Raw genomic sequence first — 17,646 nt, 5'->3', positions numbered from 1 at the left:
AAATTCTAAGATGCAAATGTACGAAGTTTGAAAATGGGAAACCGAAAAATGTTTTGTATAAAAAAAGAAGCTTTAGCAACTAATTGATTTATGCTTTTTATTTAAATTTGAGAATCTATAATTAATTCCAAATCAATGAAGAAAACATTTTTTTATTCCTCTTTTGTCTTTTTATTTTTTACCCAAATCTCTTTTTCCCAAGTTACTGAAGATCCGGAAATTAAAAAAATGATCAGCGAAATTAAAACAGAAAACCTTGAAGCTACAGTTCATAAATTAGTTTCTTTTGGCACACGACATACCTTGAGCGATACCAAAAGTAAAACAAAAGGTATTGGTGCAGCACAACAATGGGTTAAATCAGAATTCGACAAATTTGCGCTAGAATCAAATGGAAGATTAACTGCAAAAATTGATTATTTTACTGCAAAAGCTGATGGAAAAAGAATTCCAGTCGACAGCCAGTTAGGAAACGTTATGGCAACCTTACAAGGCACAGACCCTGCTGATAATCGTGTTATCGTCATAAGCGGACATCTCGACTCCAGAGTTACTGATGTTATGAATGTAAAATCTAATGCTCCAGGTGCAAATGACGACGGTTCTGGTGTTGCGGCTGTGATTGAATTAGCAAGAGTTATGAGTAAAAGATCTTTTTCTGCCACCATAATATTTGTTGCTGTAGTTGGTGAAGAACAAGGTTTAATTGGTGCGAGACATCTTGCAGAGACCGCAAAACAATCGAATTGGAATCTTATAGCGATGCTGAACAATGATATGATTGGAAATAGCTTATCTAGCGATACTAATTTGAGAGATAATACTCAAGTTAGAATTTTTAGCGAGACCATTCCTTTTCTCGAAACAGAAGAAGAGGCAAAAATGAGAAAAGCGACAAGCAGAGAAAATGATAGTCCATCCAGATTATTAGCCAGATATATTAAAACCGTTACAGAACAATACGTCGATCAATTAAAAATAAAATTAGTATATCGAAATGATCGCTTTTTGAGAGGTGGAGATCATACTCCATTTAGTCAGAATGGATTTGCGGCGGTTCGTTATTGCGAGATGAATGAAAATTTTGATCACCAGCATCAGGATTTAAGAACAGAAAATAATATCAAATATGGAGATTTAGCAGAGTTTATGGACTTTGAGTATTTGAGAAAAAACACCTGTTCAAATCTTGCTACATTGGCAAATTTAGCTTCCTCTCCGAAATCTCCCGAAAATGTAGGGATTGAAGTAAAAAAACTATCCAATTCTTCTACATTAATCTGGTCTGCACCAGAAGGAAAAGCTCAATATGGATATCAGGTTTTAATGAGAGAAACATCGTCTTCTCATTGGGAAAAAACATTTTTCGTGAAAGAGACGCAAATTGAAATTCCTTATTCAAAAGATAATTATTTCTTTGCTGTACAAACTGTAGATGCTTTAGGACATGCAAGTTTACCTGTTTTCCCAGTTCCAATTCGATAAAATTAAGAATGCATAAATAACAAAAGCGCCTTTTTTACGAGGCGCTTTTTATTTATTAAATTATTTATAAATACTTTCTTTTTTGAAATGCACTGTCAATAAATAATATACTACTGCTCTATACTTGTGCTTATTCGATTTACCATATTTTTCCATAACTACATCAATTCCGGCAGTTAATTCTGGACCATCTTTTAAACCTAATTTTTTAATTAAATAATTGTTTTTTACTGTATCTAATTCAGATTGTTGTGAAGATGCAACTGTAGATGCGTCATCATTGTAAATTGCAGGCCCGCAAGCAATAGTAATTTTCTTCAGTAAATCGGCGTCTGCAATAATCCCGCATTTTTCCTTCAAATCTTTAGTGTACTTCTCAATTAATTCTTCTCTCTTACTCATAACATAAAATTAAGTGGTTTTTATTGAACCAAAAATAGAGCAAAGGAAGTAGTAAAACAATTATTTTAACACAATTTTTCTTTCAAATCAATAAAGACTTTTAAAGTATTGTTTTAGTATTAAATCATTCTCCAATGTTGGTGTAAAAATCTCTAAAATTGACGGCACGTCATCAGATTGATATAGTGATTTCAATCCGTTCTCCAGAGAAATAGCATCATTTGAAGTGAAATAATTCATCTTATACATCTTAGCTAAATGCTCGGCAGTTAAGTTGTGCGAGGTTTCAAAGTAAGTGTTAAAAACTGGTTTTTCTTCATGTCCTGGAAGAATCCTAAAAATTCCTCCTCCTCCATTATTCACCAAAATAATTTTGAAGTTTTTAGGAATATAAGAATTCCACAAAGCATTACTATCATACAAAAAACCAATATCACCAGTTACGAACACCGTTTGTTTTTCATTTGCGACAGCTGCTCCAATTGCTGTTGAAGTACTTCCGTCTATACCGCTCGTACCACGATTGCAGAAAACTTCGATAGACTCATCTATATCAATTAATTGAGCATAACGAATTGCTGAACTATTACTAATTTGAAAAATGCTATTTTTTGGAAGAGATTCTATTACTTTTTCAAATACTTTGAAATCAGAAAATCCTATTTTATTTAAGTAGTTTTCTTTTTTAATTAACCTTTCTTTGTAAACTGCGTCAATATTTTGGAAGTATTTACTTTTTACAAAAGTAGTTTTTGAAAGCAAATCAGTAAAGAAATCATTTGGCTGCATTTCAAAATGTTTTGTCAATGCACCAAATGTATCATAGGCACGTAAAGTATCGATATGCCAATGATGTTTAGGTTTGTATTTTCTCAAAAATCCTTTAATTCTTTTTGAAACTACCATCCCTCCAAAAGTGACTAAAACTTCAGGGTTAAATTCTTTAAAATCAGAATCATCAAATGGTGTTATTAAAGTATCTATTGAATTAATAAAATTGGGATGATGTAAATTAGAAGTCGTTTCTGTTAAAACTACAACTGAAGGATCTGAAGCTAAATTTTCAATAATTTGTTTATCAATAGCATTTGCTTCATTAACTCCAACTAAAATTAGTTTTCGCTTTGTAGTGTTCCAAATTGAAACAATTTCTTCTATGTTTTCAATTGATTTTACAGCAACTTCTTCTTCCTGATTTGTAATTTTAGACTTTACAGAAAGTTCTTCCGTCGTTTCGTACAATGGTTCCTCAAAAGGAGCATTGATGTGAACCGGACCTTTTAATCGGATCGAAGTTTCAATTGCCAAATTGATTTTTAAATCATTTTCTTCTGAAGCTTCTTCCGTCAGATTAGCATTGAAAACAGAATGATTTGCAAAAACATTTTCCTGACGAATCGTTTGTCCATCGCCAATGTCAATCTTACTCTGCGGACGATCGGCAGAAATAACGATTAAGGGAATCTGGCTGTAAAATGCCTCTGCTAAAGCTGGATAATAGTTCAACAAAGCTGATCCTGAAGTACAAACGACAGCTGTTGGCTGTTTGGTTTGCTGTGCAATTCCTAAAGCAAAAAAAGCGGCACAGCGCTCGTCTGCAATACTGTAACATTTAAAATTTGGATTTTGTGCAAATCCGATAGTTAAAGGTGCATTTCTTGATCCTGGAGAAATAATTATATTGACAATGCCTTTGGCCGATAAAATCTCGATAATGCTTTGAGCAAGCGCTATTTTGGGGTAAATCATTCTGGTCGTGTATTACTTTTTTTAGAGAAAATCGGCAATCTGATTTCTCTTCTTGTTGCTTACAAAGTTACAAACTTCGCAGTTCATTTAAATTATAATTAGGAATATATTAAGGCTGTTTCCCGAAAAAGGAAATATATTTGTAAAATCGAATAATTATTAAAAGCCAATCTTAACATGCGTTTCTTATTTATACTTTTTTTATCTGTTGCTTTTCAAACTGTAATTTCTCAAAATCAATTTGTTCCTGTTGATGTTCCGTACAAGACAGCTTTAGAAATGGCCAAAAAAGAAGGAAAACCTCTTTTTGTAATGTTGTACGCAGATTGGTGTCCGCATTGTAATTTGATGAAGAGTGAAGTTTTGAGTGATCAGACTGTAAAAGATTTTTTAAGTAAAAATTTTGTCTGTACTTATAAAAATATTGAAAAAGAAGAAGGAATCGCTTTAAAAGCTAAATTCAATACAAAATCACTTCCGACTTTTTTATTTTTAGATGTAAACGAAAATTTAATTTATGCTTTGAAAGGAGAAATGAAAAAGGCAGAATTTTTAAGTGAATTGAATTATTCTTTAAATCCAAAGATGCAGTTACCGTTTTTAGAGAAAGAGTTTATGTCAGACCCTAGTAATTCTGATAAATTTTTCACTTATTTGAATACTTTAAAAAAAGGGAAAGATAGAACAGAACTATCTCCAGCAACGCATACTTATCTAAATACACAATCTGACAAACAATTGGTTAGTGAATTAAACTGGAGAGTTATTGCAAATGGTGTAACTGATATTAAATCAAGAGAATTTCAATTTGTTTTAAATCATCAAAAAGAGTTTGCTGCTGTTGCTTCTCAAAATCGAATAGATCGTAAAATTGAAAGTATAGTAAATGAATTACTTCGTCCGTTGGTTGATAATTTGGATACTATCAATTATTATAAACAAAGAGAAGTTGCAAAATCTATACACCTTCAAAAAACGGATTCTTTAGTTTTTAAATATGATTTGACGCTGGCAGAAAGAACAGAAAAATGGGATTTTTATAAAAAGGTAACTTTAGAAGACACTCAAAAGCTAGTTTGGAATGACGCCAGTTTTCTAAAAGAAATCGGAAATACATATTTTAAGCATATTAATGACACCGAAAGCTTGAAAAAAGCCATTTTTTGGGTCAATCATTCTTTAGAACTTAACAATTCTTATGATGGAAATTTGCTTGAAGCCAAGCTATACAACAAAATAAAAGACAAAAAGAAAGCTTTAGAATATGCCAAAAATGCCAAAGCAATAGCAAAAGAAATGGATTGGGATTCTAAAGAAACCGATCTTTTATTAAAAGAACTAAACAAAAAATAATTACAAGAATTACCAATGAGCATTATTTTAAGACTAGCAACAAAAGGCGATTTACAAAAAATATTAGAGATTGTAAATCACTCCATTCTACATACCACTGCTAATTATAGCTATGAAATACAGACTTTAGAAGTACAACAAAAATGGTTTGAGGATAAAACGGCTAAAAATCTCCCAGTTATTGTAGCCGATCTAGATGGTGAGGTAGTTGGTTTTGGAAGTTACGGACAGTTTCGCGAAAAAATAGGTTACCAATATACTATTGAACATTCTGTATATGTAGTTGACAATATTATTGGAAAAGGAATTGGCTCTAAGCTTTTGACTGAATTAATTCGTCTAGCAAAGGAACAAGGATACCATGTTATGATTGGTGCCATAGATGCCGACAATGCTGGAAGTATTGCCTTTCATGAAAAATTCGGGTTTGTAGCTACAGGAACAATACGTGAAGTCGGTTATAAATTTGATCATTGGCTGGATTTGGTTTTCATGCAGCTGATTTTGGTTTAACCGCAAAGAACGCAAGGATTTACGCAAAGTTCGCAAAGTTTTTTTTCAAAGCTTTGCGAACTTTATGTTTTCAATAAGTTTAGCGTATAAAATCGTTGCGTTTTATACTTTAAAAATAAAATCACAAAAAAGTAAGTACTAATTTCAACAAACCTTTGTCCCTTTGTCCCTTTGTCCCTTTGTAAGCACTGAACAAAAAAAATCCACAAACTTGAAATTTTCAGATTTGTGGATTTTTCGGGTTTAGATAGTAAGATTAACTTTTTATCCAGTTGATTACTTCAGGATCAGTTGGTAACGTTTTTGGTTTAATAACCTTTACTAATTCTCCTTTTTCATTAATTAGGTATTTTTGAAAATTCCATTCTACTTCAGAATCTTGTAAACCATTTTTTGATTTTTCGGTAAGGAATTTATAAACTTCACACATATCACTTCCTTTAACAGAAACTTTGTTCATCATCGGGAAAGTTACGCCGTAATTTTGTTGGCAGAATGTTTCGATTTCTTTAGCTGTTCCAGGTTCCTGAGAAGCAAAATTGTTTGCCGGGAAACCAACAATTACGAAACCTTTGTCTTTATACTCTTTGTAGATTGCTTCCAAATCTTTGTATTGAGGTGTTAATCCACATTTTGAAGCGGTATTGACAATCATTATTTTTTTTCCTTTTAAAGATGCAAAGTCAAAAGTATCTCCTGATAAATCTTCTACTTTAAACTGGTAAATGTTTTGTTTTGCCATAATTTCTTTTTTAGGTTTATGGCTCGTTTGAGCCTGAACTTGCGAGGCAATCATAAATAATGCACTGCAAACTAAAATTGCTATATTTTTCATCTGATAATTTTTTATAAAATTAGCTAAAATCCATTTCATTAAAACTATTTTGTTGTCTTAATTTTTGCCAATCAAAAGTTAAATAAAAAATGAAGCCTAACGTTAATCAGACGTTAGGCTTCCCCCCATACAAACAAATCAAACCATGAATTAATTATTATGCAATCTTTATATATTTTTACCTTTAAAAAGTTGATGCCCCGGTTATGATGAAAATCTCTTTAACCCCTATTATGTCAAACTTGCTTCAAAATATTTTCAAATGGCTTGTATCTCTCTAATCTAAACTCTTTGTAATCGTTGTGACATATTAAAAAAATCTTCGGATTGGAAGTCCGAGTGCATCAACTATTAAAAATTACTAATTTACTTTATCAAAATCTTAAGAACAGCTGCTACTATTATTGTTTATACATCGTGATAAACAATAGAACAAAAGCAAGTAAAACGAATATTTTTAAAAAATTCATGTTGCGTTATTTTTATACAATTACTTTATTACGGCAGATTTTAAACTGCTTGACTTGACAACATCTTTTAAAAAATCATTTTTAGTAAAAATGCTCAAAGCTAAAACTGTCGTTAATCCAACTATTAATATTTTGATTATTTTACTATCCATAACTTATCTTTTCTAATTAGAATAAAAAAACACTTTTATTAATCAGCTTTTTTCTAAGATCATTCTCACGCTTATAAAATCATTTACGTAATTGGATTGTTTTTGGTTTTAAAAAAATGTAAAAAAAATCATCTTTTTTTCAAAACTCCTTATTTCTCTAGGGTTTGGACTACAAAAAAAAATAAAAAAAATCCAAAAAAAATAATTTACCTTTATAACAAGTAACCAAAAACGTCTAACTTTTAATGTTTAAACTTAAAAATCCAAATCTATGAGTCAAGAAGAATTGTTAGTTTTAATCTACAAAAAAGACGAAAAAGCTTTTACACATTTATATGATATGTATTCTAAAAGTTTATTTTCCGTCATTCATGTCTTAATCAAAAATCGCGAAGAAGCAGAAGATGTCTTACAAGATGTCTTTGTAAAAATCTGGAAAAACATCGATTCTTATAACGAAAGTAAAGGACGATTTTACACGTGGATCCTTAATATTGCTCGAAATACTTCGATTGATAAACTCCGTTCAAAAAATTTTAATAACAGCCAAAAAAACCTTTCCTCAGATAATTTCGTAAATCTGTTAGATGAGAGCAATAAATTATCCCACAAGCTTGATGCAATTGGAATTCAGGATTTCGTAAAAAAACTAAAACCAAAATGTATTGAGATCATTAATTTATTATTCTTTAAAGGATATACCCAGCAAGAAGCTTCAGAAGAATTGGCAGTGCCACTGGGAACTATCAAAACACAAAACAGAAACTGTATTAACGATTTACGTAATTATTTAAAAATATAATGGAAGCACAAGAATATATAGAATCAGGAATTCTAGAGTTGTACGTTTATGGCTTATTAAGCGAGAAAGAAAACCTAGAGATAGCTGAATTGGCAAAAAAGACACCTGAAGTTGATCAGGAAATTATTTCGATAGAAAAAGCCGTAATTGCTTTATCATCTAGCTTCTCACCTTTCCACTCTGTGGAGAATTTTGAGAAGATTAAAGCTCGTTTGGAACTTAAACACGGCAAGGTAGTCGATATGAAACCTGCTTCAAACTGGTCTCAATATGTGGGTTGGGCCGCGGCAGTTTTATTATTGCTTGGTTTAGGATATCAAACTATGGAACTGACAAAAACAAAAGAAGCGATTTCTACTGTTGGAAATGAAAAAAATAAAATCCAAAGAGATTATGCTTATTTAGGTCAGGAAAATAAAGAAATCAAGAAAAGCTTAAATATCGTTAGAGACATCAAAAATACAGGTGTTACTCTTGGAGGTCAGGCTGTTTCTCCAAAATCTTTCGCAAAAGTATATTGGAATCAGGAAACAAAAACGACTTATATTGATGCTGCAGGTTTACCAACTCCACCAAAAGGAATGGTTTATCAGGTTTGGTCTTTAAAACTAAGTCCAGTACTTACGCCAACAAGTATTGGTTTATTGGATAATTTTGAAGGAAATACTCAAAAAATCTTTGCTGTAAGTCAAACAGATTCAGCAGAAGCTTTCGGAATCACTTTGGAACCAGCCGGTGGAAGTCTAACACCAACAATGGAACAACTTTATACTTTAGGAAAAGTTTAAACTTAACTCTTTCATAAAAACGAAAAACGCATATTAAATTTAATATGCGTTTTTTTATTATTTTTATTTTGAAAGAATTGATACTAAAAACCTTTAAACCAATTGTTTTATGGAAATAATATGCAAAAATTGTCATCAGGTTTTTAAAGGGCATTATTGTAATAATTGCGGGCAATCTGCCGAAACACATAAAATAAATATTCATTTTTTATGGCATGATATTCAGCATGGTTTATTGCATTTTGATAAAGGAATTACGTATTCTCTAAAACAATTATTTACAAGACCAGGAAATTCTGTACGTGAATTTATAGAAGGAAAACGTGTCAGACATTTTAAACCTCTTTCTTTGGTTGTGGTTTTAGCAACACTTTATGGTGTATTATATCATTATTATCATATCGATACATTTGCAAATACAAAAAATACTTCATTCGACTATACCGATTTTAATGAATGGATGGCTACGCATTTCTCTTGGATAATCGTTGCTTCAATTCCTATTTATACCATCGGAACTTATATTGTATTTAGAAAGCAGGGCTATAATTACTTTGAGTTTTTTGTCTTAAACACATTTAAAGCATCGCAGCGTCTTTTTGTACAAATATTGACATTTCCAATACTGCTTTATTTAAATGGAACGCCTCATATTCAAAAATTTTTGAACGCAACGTATTTCATTGGACTGATATTAATTTTCTGGACTAATATTCAATTTTTCAATAAGTTATCCAAAACAAAAGCTTTCTTTTTAAGTATCTTAAGCCATCTTATATTTTTAATCTGTTTTTTACTAATTACAGTCATAGTACTTGCTGTTTTAGGCAAATTACCTGAGTAAGGACAAAGTAAATTACGCAAAAAAGGTTCAACGTTACGCTGAACCTTTTTATATGAATTAATAATTACCCTGAATTATTATTTTTTAACTTTTTTAGTTTTATAGTATTTTCTATACTTCGGATAAGTAATCGCTCCAATTAAGGAAATCGTAATTAGGCAGTAATAAATCCAATTTAAAGAATGTGCTTCTCCACTTGCATACGAGTGTAAACCAACTAAATGGAAGTTTACTCCGTAGTATGTAAATAGAATAGAAACAAAAGCATACATCGTCATCAAGTTAAAGAACCATTTTCCTCTCAAAGCTGGAACAAAACGAGCATGAATTACAAACGCATAAACCATAATAGAAATTAAAGCCCAAGTTTCTTTTGGATCCCATCCCCAATAACGTCCCCAGCTTTCGTTTGCCCACTGTCCTCCAAGGAAGTTACCAATAGTAAGCATGATCAAACCAATTGTAACAGCCATTTCGTTGATATAACTTATTTCCTTGATATGTAAATCCATTTTGACTTTGTTTTTATCATTCGTAAAGAAGATTAAAACTAAAGCGACAAAACCTAAAATCATTCCTAAGGCTGTTGGTCCATAACTTCCTACAATTACTGCAACGTGAATCATTAACCAATAAGAATTAAGAACCGGCTGTAGATTTGCAATTTCCGGATCAATCCAGTTCAAGTATGCAGCCATCAAAATCATTGCGGTAACAAATGCAGATGAAGCAACTGTTAATTTTGATTTTCTATCAAAAGCCAATCCAAAGAACATGGTTGACCAAGCAACATATATAATAGATTCGTAAGCATTACTCCAAGGTGCATGACCAGAAATATACCAGCGAGCTATCAATGCTAGTGTGTGAAGAGCAAACAACAATCCTACAAAAACATGGAATCCATTTATAACATAACGAAGCCATTTTTTCTCAAAAAAGATATTGATTATAGTAAACATCAACATGAAAATTGAAACTGTAATATACCAATAAGGCAATACCTTGAAAACATCGTATTTATTATAGGCAATTTCAGCATCAATTTTCTGTTCGCTTGGCCTTACTTTAGCTCCAAACTTCTTTTGAAAACCATTAATACTTTCGACTAAATTGTCAGCAGTATCGAAGTTTTTCGCAATAGAACCATTATTTAAAGCACTAAAGTATAAAGGAAGGATTTGTTTCACATAAGTAGAGTCCATTCCTTTAAAACCTGCATCTTCACGCTCTAGATACGAAACCCATTTATGATTTGGATCGTTTGGAATTGGAAATATTTTTAAAATACTACCACTTAAAGCAGACTCCATTAAGTTTACTTTTTTATCTGTATCTATAAAATCTTTTTCAAAACTATTAGGATTACCAGCTTTGTAGGCTGCATCTAAATAAGGAGACAATTTATAATTTCCCTGCTCATCAAAGAACTTAACAAATGGAGCATACTTATCTTTAGAATCAATTCCGATAATTTTACGAATACTATCGTTTTTCGTATTAATGTAAATCAATGGAACTTGAATCCAAACCTGAGCATATTGCGTCATAGACAAGAAAACCTGATCAGAATTCATTCCGTTATACGTATCACTGTGACTTACTTTACGAAGTAATTCAGAAGAAAACGTATTAATTGGCTTCATTCTTCCTCCTGCATCTTGAATAATCAAACGACCGAATTTTGCAGCATGAGATTCTGGAGCTTTGTAAATAGTCAACAAAGAATCTAATTGTTTTTTACTTGGTGGAGCAGTAACATGATTGGCATGATCATTTGGATCTGCAGAATGTGCATGGTCGTGTTCGTGATCATGAGAGTGAACGTGAGGTGTCTGCTGAGCAAAACCATTCAAACTAACCAATAAAATTAAAATAGTAATTAGTTTTTCCTTCTTCTTCTGGATCGCTTCCAATTTCTTTTTCAAATCTCCAAAACGAGAATGTTTAGTAAACATAATTGCCATTAAACCGATATATAAAAGGAAATATCCTAAATAAGTAATGTTGGTTCCCCAGAAATCGTGGTTTACAGAAAGTACTGTCCCTTTTTCATCTGGATCGAATGAAGACTGGAAAAAACGATATCCTTTATGATCCAAAACGTGATTCATGTAAATATCTGCATTGAAAGTTTCTGTAGAATCCTGAACGGTAACTTTACTTTCAAAAGCAGAATAACTTTTTTCTGTTCCAGGATATTTCGTTGCAATAAAATCATTTAATTTTATTTTAAACGGCAGAACGTAAGCTTTACTTCCATAGAATAAAGAATATTCAATGTTTCCAATTTTAACCGTTTTTGCTTCGCCAACTTGACCTTTAGAGCCCATAAGCATTACTTCCTTCTCCTGCCCTTCTGCTTTTACTTTAACCACTAAAGCATCTGAATGAGTTTTTGCTTTAAAATCATTATTAGACTCATAATCCACTTTTCCTTTCATTGCAGGATCTGGGAACACGATTCTAATATCTCCAATACTGTATAAAGAACGCATCATTAACGGCTGAACATCATCTTTAGTAACTTTCCCTTTAAGCTGATCAGCCATTCGCATAAATTCACCTTCAAAAGGAGTTTGAATAGTGTACTTTTCGCCTTTTGTGTTAATGTTAATCGCTCCATCGGTTGGTTTATTCAAAGCAAATAAAACATTGTGAATGTTCTGAACTTCACCCTCTTTTAAGTAATGTTCTTCACGACCGCCAGCACCGGCTTCAACTAGTTTTAAATATAAAGTTCCGTTTGGATCTGGTTTAACCACTTCCTTTGCTCCCATAATATAATTGGCGTACGTAACTTCAAAAGGAGTTTCGTCAAATTTACCCGAAACAGTAAAATCATTATTGGTAACAGGAGAAAGCAACAGGCTTTTTTCGAAAACCCTTCTTTTCATTTCCCCTTTATATTCACCATCAACAAAAATGGTCAGAAAAGTTTTATCTGAATATACTTGATTTTCTGCTGCGCCTTCGCGAATTGGCATCATTCCCTCATAACTGATATATCTTGTAATAAAAGCTCCTAAAAGGATAAAAACAAAGGCAAGGTGTAATAAAAGTGTTGCCCATTTTTCTTTTTTATGCAATTGGTATTTTTTGATATTTCCAAAGAAATTGATCATAAAGATGGCCATAATTGCTTCAAACCACCAAGTATTGTAAATTAAAATTCTGGCTGTATCGGTATTGTATTTACTTTCGATAAAAGTTCCAACACCCATTGCAATTGCGAATGTTAAAAAAAGAACGGCCATTAATCGTGTAGAAAACAAAAAAGAGAATATTTTTTTATCCATTTCTTAGGAATTACATTGTATAAAAGTGCGACAAAAGTACTCAAAAATGTTGATTAGCAGTCTCAGCCTTTTGTTAATAAAAACCAAAAATAAGGACTATTTTTCAAACAATTTGATAATTCAGAAAGTTTAAACCTACAAAATAAACTCCTTTTTAATAAACCATAAGTTTTGGTAAAAATGTGTTATATCTGAAACAAAAAGCTTAAACAATAAAAACATCAAAAAACGTTAATCATTAGTTTTGTGTGTTCTTAACATTAAAAAAATAATACTAATTTTGCTTTTATGATTCAGATAAACATAATCGGTTCGGGCAACGTTGCGCAGCATCTAATAAAGGCTTTTTCTGCCAGTAAAATTGTTGAAATTAAACAAGTCTTTTCAAGAAAGAAAGAAACTATACTTCATCTGATTGATTCTGAAAAAATTATCACAGATTTTGAAGCATTAGAACCTGCTGATTTACACATTATTTCAGTTTCAGACAATGCAATTACAGAAGTATCAAACGAGCTTCCTTTCAACAATCAGCTTGTGGTTCATACTTCTGGAACATCTTCAATAGAACTTTTAAATCCTAAAAATCGTCGTGGTGTTTTTTACCCGCTTCAGACCTTTTCTAAGAATAAAGAATTAGACTATTCTGTTATTCCTTTTTGTTTGGAAGCAGAAAACACAGCTGATTTTAAACTATTGGAAACCATTGCGAAAAGTGTTTCAAGCGCTGTTTATTCTATAAGTTCTGAACAAAGAAAAGCACTACATGTGGCTGCTGTTTTTGTTAGCAATTTTACGAATCATTTATACCAAATGGGACACGAAATTTGCGAAGAAAACCAAGTTCCTTTTGCTGTTTTAAAACCATTAATTCAGGAAACCGCAGATAAAATCAACGCACTTGATCCTATTGATGCACAAACAGGTCCAGCAATTCGCCACGATTCCACTACGACCGAGGCACACGAGGCTTTTTTACAAGACGAAAACAAAAAAAATATCTATAAAATTCTAACACAATCTATACAGCATAATGGCAAAAAGTTATAAAGAAATAATGAATGACATCTCAACATTTGTTTTTGATGTAGACGGCGTACTTACAGACAGTTCTGTTTTTGTAACCAATGAAGGCGAAATGTTGAGAACAATGAATATTCGTGATGGTTACGCCATGAAAGCAGCCATTGAAAGCGGATATAATGTATGCATTATTTCTGGCGGAAGCAATGAAGGTGTTCGTATTCGTCTTAATAATTTAGGAGTTAAAGATGTTTTTTTGGGAACTCCTGACAAAGTAAAGACTCTAAATGAATACGTAGAAAAAAACAATATTAAACATGAAAACATATTGTATATGGGAGATGATATTCCGGATTTTCATGTTATGAAATTGGTTGGACTTCCTACCTGTCCGCAAGACGCAAGTCCTGAAATTAAAAATATCTGCCGTTATATTTCGCACGTTAAAGGCGGACGCGGTGCCGTAAGAGATGTAATCGAACAAGTAATGAAAGTGCAAGGAAAATGGATGGAATATTTTAACGGACAACATGATTGAGTTTTCAGTCACAGTCGCAGTTTTCAGCTAGAATAACTTAGTACCTTAGAATCTTAGCCACTCAGAACCTTTTAAAAAATGAAATTCCTCAAACTCATTCGTTATCAAAACCTTTTGATGCTTGCTTGTATGCAGCTTCTTTTTCGCTATGCTTTTTTAAAACAGCAACAAATTCCTCTCGCATTGTCTGATTGGCAATACGGATTATTGGTATTAAGTACCGTCTTACTAGCAGCAGCAGGTTATGTTATTAACAATATTTATGATGTTGGAACCGACAGCATTAATAAACCAAATGATGTTGTTGTTGGAAAAGGAATATCTGAAAATGCAGCATTTAATATTTATATTGGCTTGAATGTATCGGGAGTAGCTATTGGTTTTCTTTTGTCTAATATAATTGAGCGACCAACATTTGCTTCGTTATTTATTCTGATTGCTTCATTATTGTATTTTTATGCTACAAGCTTGAAACAAATTATGATTCTAGGAAATCTTGTGGTTGCATTGCTTCTTGCTGCAAGTGTTTTAATTATTGGAGTTTTTGATTTATTTCCAACTACAAATGCAGAAAATCAGGCTCAAATGGCGAGTTTGTTTTCTATTCTTACCGACTATGCTTTGTTTGCTTTCATGATAAATTTTATTCGTGAAATAGTCAAAGATATCGAAGATGTAAACGGCGATTACAATATGGGAATGAATACACTTCCTGTTGCTATTGGAATTAACAGAGCTGCAAAAATAGCTTTAGGCTTTGCCATAATTGCCTTTATTCTATCTGCACTTTATAGCAATACTTATTTCATGCAAAATAAGCTTTACATTACAATATTTTACGTTTTTGTTACTGTTCTAGCGCCTCTATTATATTTTATTGTGAAAATATTCAGTGCAAAAACTCAAAAAGATTTTCATCATTTGAGCACTATTCTAAAACTAATTTTATTCTTCGGAATTTTTTCGATTTTGGTTATTGCCTTAAATATCAAATACAATGCTTAAAGAAAAATTAAAAAAATATAAAATCATCCTGGCTTCTGGTTCTCCTCGCAGACAACAGTTTTTTAAGGATTTGGATCTTGATTTTGAAATTCGTTTGAAAGATGTTGAGGAAATTTACCCGCCTGAATTAAAAGCAGCTGAAATTACAGATTATTTGGCTGAATTAAAGGCGAAAGCTTTTGAAGGAGAATTAAAAGAAAATGAAATTTTAGTTACCAGCGATACCATTGTATGGCATCAGAACAAAGCTTTAGGAAAACCTAAAAATGCGGAAGATGCTTTTGACATGATCAAATCAATGTCGAATGCGACACATGAAGTTATTACTTCAGTTTGTTTTAAAACCGCTGACTCTTCTACCCTATTGCACGATATTACCAAAGTAACTTTTAATGATTTATCAGACGAAGCTATCTTATATTATATCGAAAACTATAAACCGTACGATAAAGCGGGTGCTTATGGAATTCAGGAATGGTTTGGTTTTATGGCAGTTGCAAAAGTAGAAGGCTCTTACACCAATGTTATGGGACTTCCGACAGCCAAAGTTTATGATTTTTTGACTACATTAGTGTAAAAATTTATTTATGTTTTCTTTTAAAGAGTATAGCCGCGAAATAATAGCAACCATAATTCTTATTATAGTTCTGATTGTTTTGCGTATGATAATCGCGAAATTAGTGAAGCAATTTGCTTCAACAAGTCAATTATTCGAGCACCGAACCAATTTGGTTATAAAGTATATCAATATTCTAATGAATATTCTTGTAACCACAACTTTAATTGTAATTTGGGGTGTTCAGACAGAAGATATTTTTGTTACTGTATCTTCTATTGCAACAGTTATCGGCGTTGCCATGTTTGCGCAATGGTCTATTTTGAGCAATATTACCGCGGGCATGGTTTTATTTTTTTCTTTTCCTTTTAGAATTGGTGATACCATCAAAATTCATGATAAAGATTTTCCTATTGAAGCTGAAATTGAAGACATCAATACTTTTCACGTAAGTTTAAAAACTAAAGAGGGAGAAAAAATAGTTTTCCCTAATAATTTGTTACTTCAAAAAGGAATTTCTATTATTCCGGCGAAATATGAAGAAAGGGAGTTTTTTGATTAAAAATCGAATGGGAATTTTATAACGAGCGTTAAAAAAGCTAGAACAGAAAAAGATAAATAAAGTGTAATATTTGTTTTATAAATCTAGCTAAACCTCATAATAAAATGACTCGTCCCGTAACTTTACCTTTTTACGCAAAACTTTCGTTTATTCTTGTTACTTTAATTTGTTTTGCATTTATTTTTTGTACTGGAAAAGATATTCTGACACCAGTTTTAATGGCATTTTTGTTTGCCGTTTTACTATTACCCATTTTTACCTTTTTAAATACAAGATTAAAGGTACCAAGACATTTGTCTGGAATTATATGTCTTGTAATTTTCCTGTCGTTTATAATCGGAATCCTTATTTTTATTTCCTATCAGGTTACCTATATGGCAAACGATTTTGATACGATAAAGAAAAATGCAAATTCTTTTATTATCGAAATTCATAAGTTTATAAAAGAAAATTTTCAAGTAAGTATTGGTGACCAGAAAAAATATCTGGATTCGATGACAAAAGATTCCGTAAAAACCGGTCAGGCAAAACTAGGCTCTTTTATTGTTTCTATAAGCGATGTGCTTTTAGACAGTATGATTATTATAGTATATACTTTCTTGTTTTTAATCTATAAAGAACATTTTAAACTGTTTTTAGCCAAACTAATCAAAAAAGAAAATCATCCTGTTTTAATGGATATACTTTCACAAGTCAAAGTTTCAATAAACAATTACATTGTGAGTTTAATTATTGAAATGATTGTTGTTTCTGTTCTCACAGGCTTAGGATTGTGGATTATTGGTATAAAATATTTTATACTTTTAGGGTTAATTACCGGAATTTTAAATCTGATTCCTTACATCGGAATTACAATTGCTGGAATTATTACCGTTTTAGCTTCTTTAACTGGATCTGCAGAAATGTCAATCATTTTAGGGATTTTGATTGTAAATATTATTGTTCAATTTATAGATAATAATTTACTCGTACCTTTAATCATCAATTCTAAAGTAGAAATTAATGCATTTGTTTCTATTATGGGAATTATTGTTGGAGGTGCTGCAGCTGGAATTTCCGGAATGTTTTTGGCTATTCCGCTTTTGGCTATTCTAAAAATTATTTTTGACCGAATAGAATCTCTCGCTCCTTGGGGTTATTTGATGGGAAATCATGTTCCTCGAAAATTTAGATGGAGAGCCAAAAAAGTTTCAGCAGAAAATTAAACGTAATTTTCAGAACCTCCTATTTATTCCTTATATTCATAAATAATAAAATTATACGCAGAAAA

16 protein-coding genes are annotated in these 17,646 nt (G+C 31.6%); 12 read left to right on the top strand and 4 right to left on the bottom strand.

The features are described from left to right. Window positions 1-135: 135 nt before the first annotated feature. Window positions 136-1,485: a M28 family metallopeptidase gene (locus tag K6T82_RS09815; RefSeq protein ID WP_420828328.1), complete on the top strand. Its 1,350-nt coding sequence runs from the start codon at window positions 136-138 to the stop codon at window positions 1,483-1,485. A gap of 60 nt (window positions 1,486-1,545) precedes the next feature. On the opposite strand, the gene K6T82_RS09810 is transcribed toward K6T82_RS09815, so the two are convergent. Then, window positions 1,546-1,887 carry a DUF2853 family protein gene (locus K6T82_RS09810; protein WP_223705760.1) on the bottom strand — a complete coding sequence of 114 codons (342 nt, stop codon included), beginning with the start codon at window positions 1,885-1,887 and terminating at the stop codon, window positions 1,546-1,548. Window positions 1,888-1,974: 87 nt separating this feature from the next. After that, on the bottom strand, window positions 1,975-3,636 hold the full coding sequence (menD, locus tag K6T82_RS09805) for a 2-succinyl-5-enolpyruvyl-6-hydroxy-3-cyclohexene-1-carboxylic-acid synthase (protein WP_223705759.1): 1,662 nt from the start codon (window positions 3,634-3,636) through the stop codon (window positions 1,975-1,977). 177 nt (window positions 3,637-3,813) lie between these two features. Here menD and K6T82_RS09800 point away from each other — a divergent pair, with 177 nt between their 5' ends. Together K6T82_RS09800 and K6T82_RS09795 are read left to right on the top strand one after the other, a co-directional pair. Then, a complete protein-coding gene (locus K6T82_RS09800; protein WP_223705758.1) occupies window positions 3,814-4,989 on the top strand; it encodes a thioredoxin family protein in 1,176 nt (391 codons plus the stop codon). Window positions 4,990-5,004: 15 nt separating this feature from the next. After that, window positions 5,005-5,502 carry a GNAT family N-acetyltransferase gene (locus tag K6T82_RS09795; protein ID WP_223705757.1) on the top strand — a complete coding sequence of 166 codons (498 nt, stop codon included), beginning with the start codon at window positions 5,005-5,007 and terminating at the stop codon, window positions 5,500-5,502. 256 nt (window positions 5,503-5,758) lie between these two features. Here K6T82_RS09795 and K6T82_RS09790 read toward each other — a convergent pair whose 3' ends face one another. Continuing rightward, window positions 5,759-6,337, bottom strand: coding sequence for a glutathione peroxidase (locus K6T82_RS09790; RefSeq protein WP_223705756.1), 579 nt, complete (start codon window positions 6,335-6,337; stop codon window positions 5,759-5,761). A gap of 893 nt (window positions 6,338-7,230) precedes the next feature. Here K6T82_RS09790 and K6T82_RS09785 point away from each other — a divergent pair. From K6T82_RS09785 to K6T82_RS09775, 3 genes are all read left to right on the top strand, one after another. Continuing rightward, window positions 7,231-7,761 carry an RNA polymerase sigma factor gene (locus tag K6T82_RS09785; RefSeq protein WP_223705755.1) on the top strand — a complete coding sequence of 177 codons (531 nt, stop codon included), beginning with the start codon at window positions 7,231-7,233 and terminating at the stop codon, window positions 7,759-7,761. Further along, a complete protein-coding gene (locus K6T82_RS09780; protein WP_223705754.1) occupies window positions 7,761-8,549 on the top strand; it encodes an anti-sigma factor in 789 nt (262 codons plus the stop codon). Before K6T82_RS09785 ends, K6T82_RS09780 begins: the two co-directional genes overlap by 1 nt. 109 nt (window positions 8,550-8,658) lie before the next feature. Further along, window positions 8,659-9,393 (top strand): DUF3667 domain-containing protein, encoded by a 735-nt coding sequence (locus K6T82_RS09775; protein WP_223705753.1) that lies wholly within the window; start codon window positions 8,659-8,661, stop codon window positions 9,391-9,393. 77 nt (window positions 9,394-9,470) lie between these two features. Here the strand turns inward: K6T82_RS09775 and K6T82_RS09770 are convergent, their stop codons facing one another. Next, window positions 9,471-12,692 (bottom strand): cytochrome c biogenesis protein CcsA, encoded by a 3,222-nt coding sequence (locus K6T82_RS09770; RefSeq protein WP_223705752.1) that lies wholly within the window; start codon window positions 12,690-12,692, stop codon window positions 9,471-9,473. 288 nt (window positions 12,693-12,980) lie between these two features. On the opposite strand from K6T82_RS09770, the gene K6T82_RS09765 reads away from it, so the two are divergent. From K6T82_RS09765 to K6T82_RS09740, 6 genes are all read left to right on the top strand, one after another. Continuing rightward, window positions 12,981-13,742 carry a Rossmann-like and DUF2520 domain-containing protein gene (locus K6T82_RS09765; protein WP_223705751.1) on the top strand — a complete coding sequence of 254 codons (762 nt, stop codon included), beginning with the start codon at window positions 12,981-12,983 and terminating at the stop codon, window positions 13,740-13,742. Then, window positions 13,726-14,253 carry a KdsC family phosphatase gene (locus K6T82_RS09760; protein WP_223705750.1) on the top strand — a complete coding sequence of 176 codons (528 nt, stop codon included), beginning with the start codon at window positions 13,726-13,728 and terminating at the stop codon, window positions 14,251-14,253. Before K6T82_RS09765 ends, K6T82_RS09760 begins: the two co-directional genes overlap by 17 nt. Window positions 14,254-14,331: 78 nt before the next feature. Next, complete coding sequence (locus tag K6T82_RS09755; RefSeq protein ID WP_223705749.1) at window positions 14,332-15,258, top strand: geranylgeranylglycerol-phosphate geranylgeranyltransferase; 927 nt, start codon at window positions 14,332-14,334, stop codon at window positions 15,256-15,258. Next, window positions 15,251-15,835 carry a Maf-like protein gene (locus K6T82_RS09750; protein ID WP_223705748.1) on the top strand — a complete coding sequence of 195 codons (585 nt, stop codon included), beginning with the start codon at window positions 15,251-15,253 and terminating at the stop codon, window positions 15,833-15,835. The genes K6T82_RS09755 and K6T82_RS09750 overlap by 8 nt, the downstream gene beginning before the upstream one ends. A gap of 10 nt (window positions 15,836-15,845) precedes the next feature. Continuing rightward, a complete protein-coding gene (locus K6T82_RS09745; RefSeq protein ID WP_223705747.1) occupies window positions 15,846-16,376 on the top strand; it encodes a mechanosensitive ion channel domain-containing protein in 531 nt (176 codons plus the stop codon). A 104-nt stretch (window positions 16,377-16,480) separates the two neighbouring features. Beyond that, window positions 16,481-17,581: an AI-2E family transporter gene (locus K6T82_RS09740; protein ID WP_223705746.1), complete on the top strand. Its 1,101-nt coding sequence runs from the start codon at window positions 16,481-16,483 to the stop codon at window positions 17,579-17,581. The last annotated feature ends 65 nt before the right edge of the window (window positions 17,582-17,646 follow it).

The organism is Flavobacterium potami (genome assembly GCF_020026915.1).
Taxonomy (GTDB): Bacteria; Bacteroidota; Bacteroidia; order Flavobacteriales; family Flavobacteriaceae; genus Flavobacterium; species Flavobacterium potami.
Note: the sequence above shows the minus strand (reverse complement) of the source record. Positions and strands in the feature narration are given on the sequence as shown.

What these genes read in the sequence shown, in the direction of transcription:
- K6T82_RS09815 (WP_420828328.1), top strand. Translation starts at nt 136, where the DNA reads ATGAAGAAAACATTTTTTTATTCCTCTTTTGTCTTTTTATTTTTTACC.
- K6T82_RS09810 (WP_223705760.1), bottom strand. Translation starts at nt 1,887, where the DNA reads ATGAGTAAGAGAGAAGAATTAATTGAGAAGTACACTAAAGATTTGAAG.
- menD (WP_223705759.1), bottom strand. Translation starts at nt 3,636, where the DNA reads ATGATTTACCCCAAAATAGCGCTTGCTCAAAGCATTATCGAGATTTTA.
- K6T82_RS09800 (WP_223705758.1), top strand. Translation starts at nt 3,814, where the DNA reads ATGCGTTTCTTATTTATACTTTTTTTATCTGTTGCTTTTCAAACTGTA.
- K6T82_RS09795 (WP_223705757.1), top strand. Translation starts at nt 5,005, where the DNA reads ATGAGCATTATTTTAAGACTAGCAACAAAAGGCGATTTACAAAAAATA.
- K6T82_RS09790 (WP_223705756.1), bottom strand. Translation starts at nt 6,337, where the DNA reads ATGAAAAATATAGCAATTTTAGTTTGCAGTGCATTATTTATGATTGCC.
- K6T82_RS09785 (WP_223705755.1), top strand. Translation starts at nt 7,231, where the DNA reads ATGAGTCAAGAAGAATTGTTAGTTTTAATCTACAAAAAAGACGAAAAA.
- K6T82_RS09780 (WP_223705754.1), top strand. Translation starts at nt 7,761, where the DNA reads ATGGAAGCACAAGAATATATAGAATCAGGAATTCTAGAGTTGTACGTT.
- K6T82_RS09775 (WP_223705753.1), top strand. Translation starts at nt 8,659, where the DNA reads ATGGAAATAATATGCAAAAATTGTCATCAGGTTTTTAAAGGGCATTAT.
- K6T82_RS09770 (WP_223705752.1), bottom strand. Translation starts at nt 12,692, where the DNA reads ATGGATAAAAAAATATTCTCTTTTTTGTTTTCTACACGATTAATGGCC.
- K6T82_RS09765 (WP_223705751.1), top strand. Translation starts at nt 12,981, where the DNA reads ATGATTCAGATAAACATAATCGGTTCGGGCAACGTTGCGCAGCATCTA.
- K6T82_RS09760 (WP_223705750.1), top strand. Translation starts at nt 13,726, where the DNA reads ATGGCAAAAAGTTATAAAGAAATAATGAATGACATCTCAACATTTGTT.
- K6T82_RS09755 (WP_223705749.1), top strand. Translation starts at nt 14,332, where the DNA reads ATGAAATTCCTCAAACTCATTCGTTATCAAAACCTTTTGATGCTTGCT.
- K6T82_RS09750 (WP_223705748.1), top strand. Translation starts at nt 15,251, where the DNA reads ATGCTTAAAGAAAAATTAAAAAAATATAAAATCATCCTGGCTTCTGGT.
- K6T82_RS09745 (WP_223705747.1), top strand. Translation starts at nt 15,846, where the DNA reads ATGTTTTCTTTTAAAGAGTATAGCCGCGAAATAATAGCAACCATAATT.
- K6T82_RS09740 (WP_223705746.1), top strand. Translation starts at nt 16,481, where the DNA reads ATGACTCGTCCCGTAACTTTACCTTTTTACGCAAAACTTTCGTTTATT.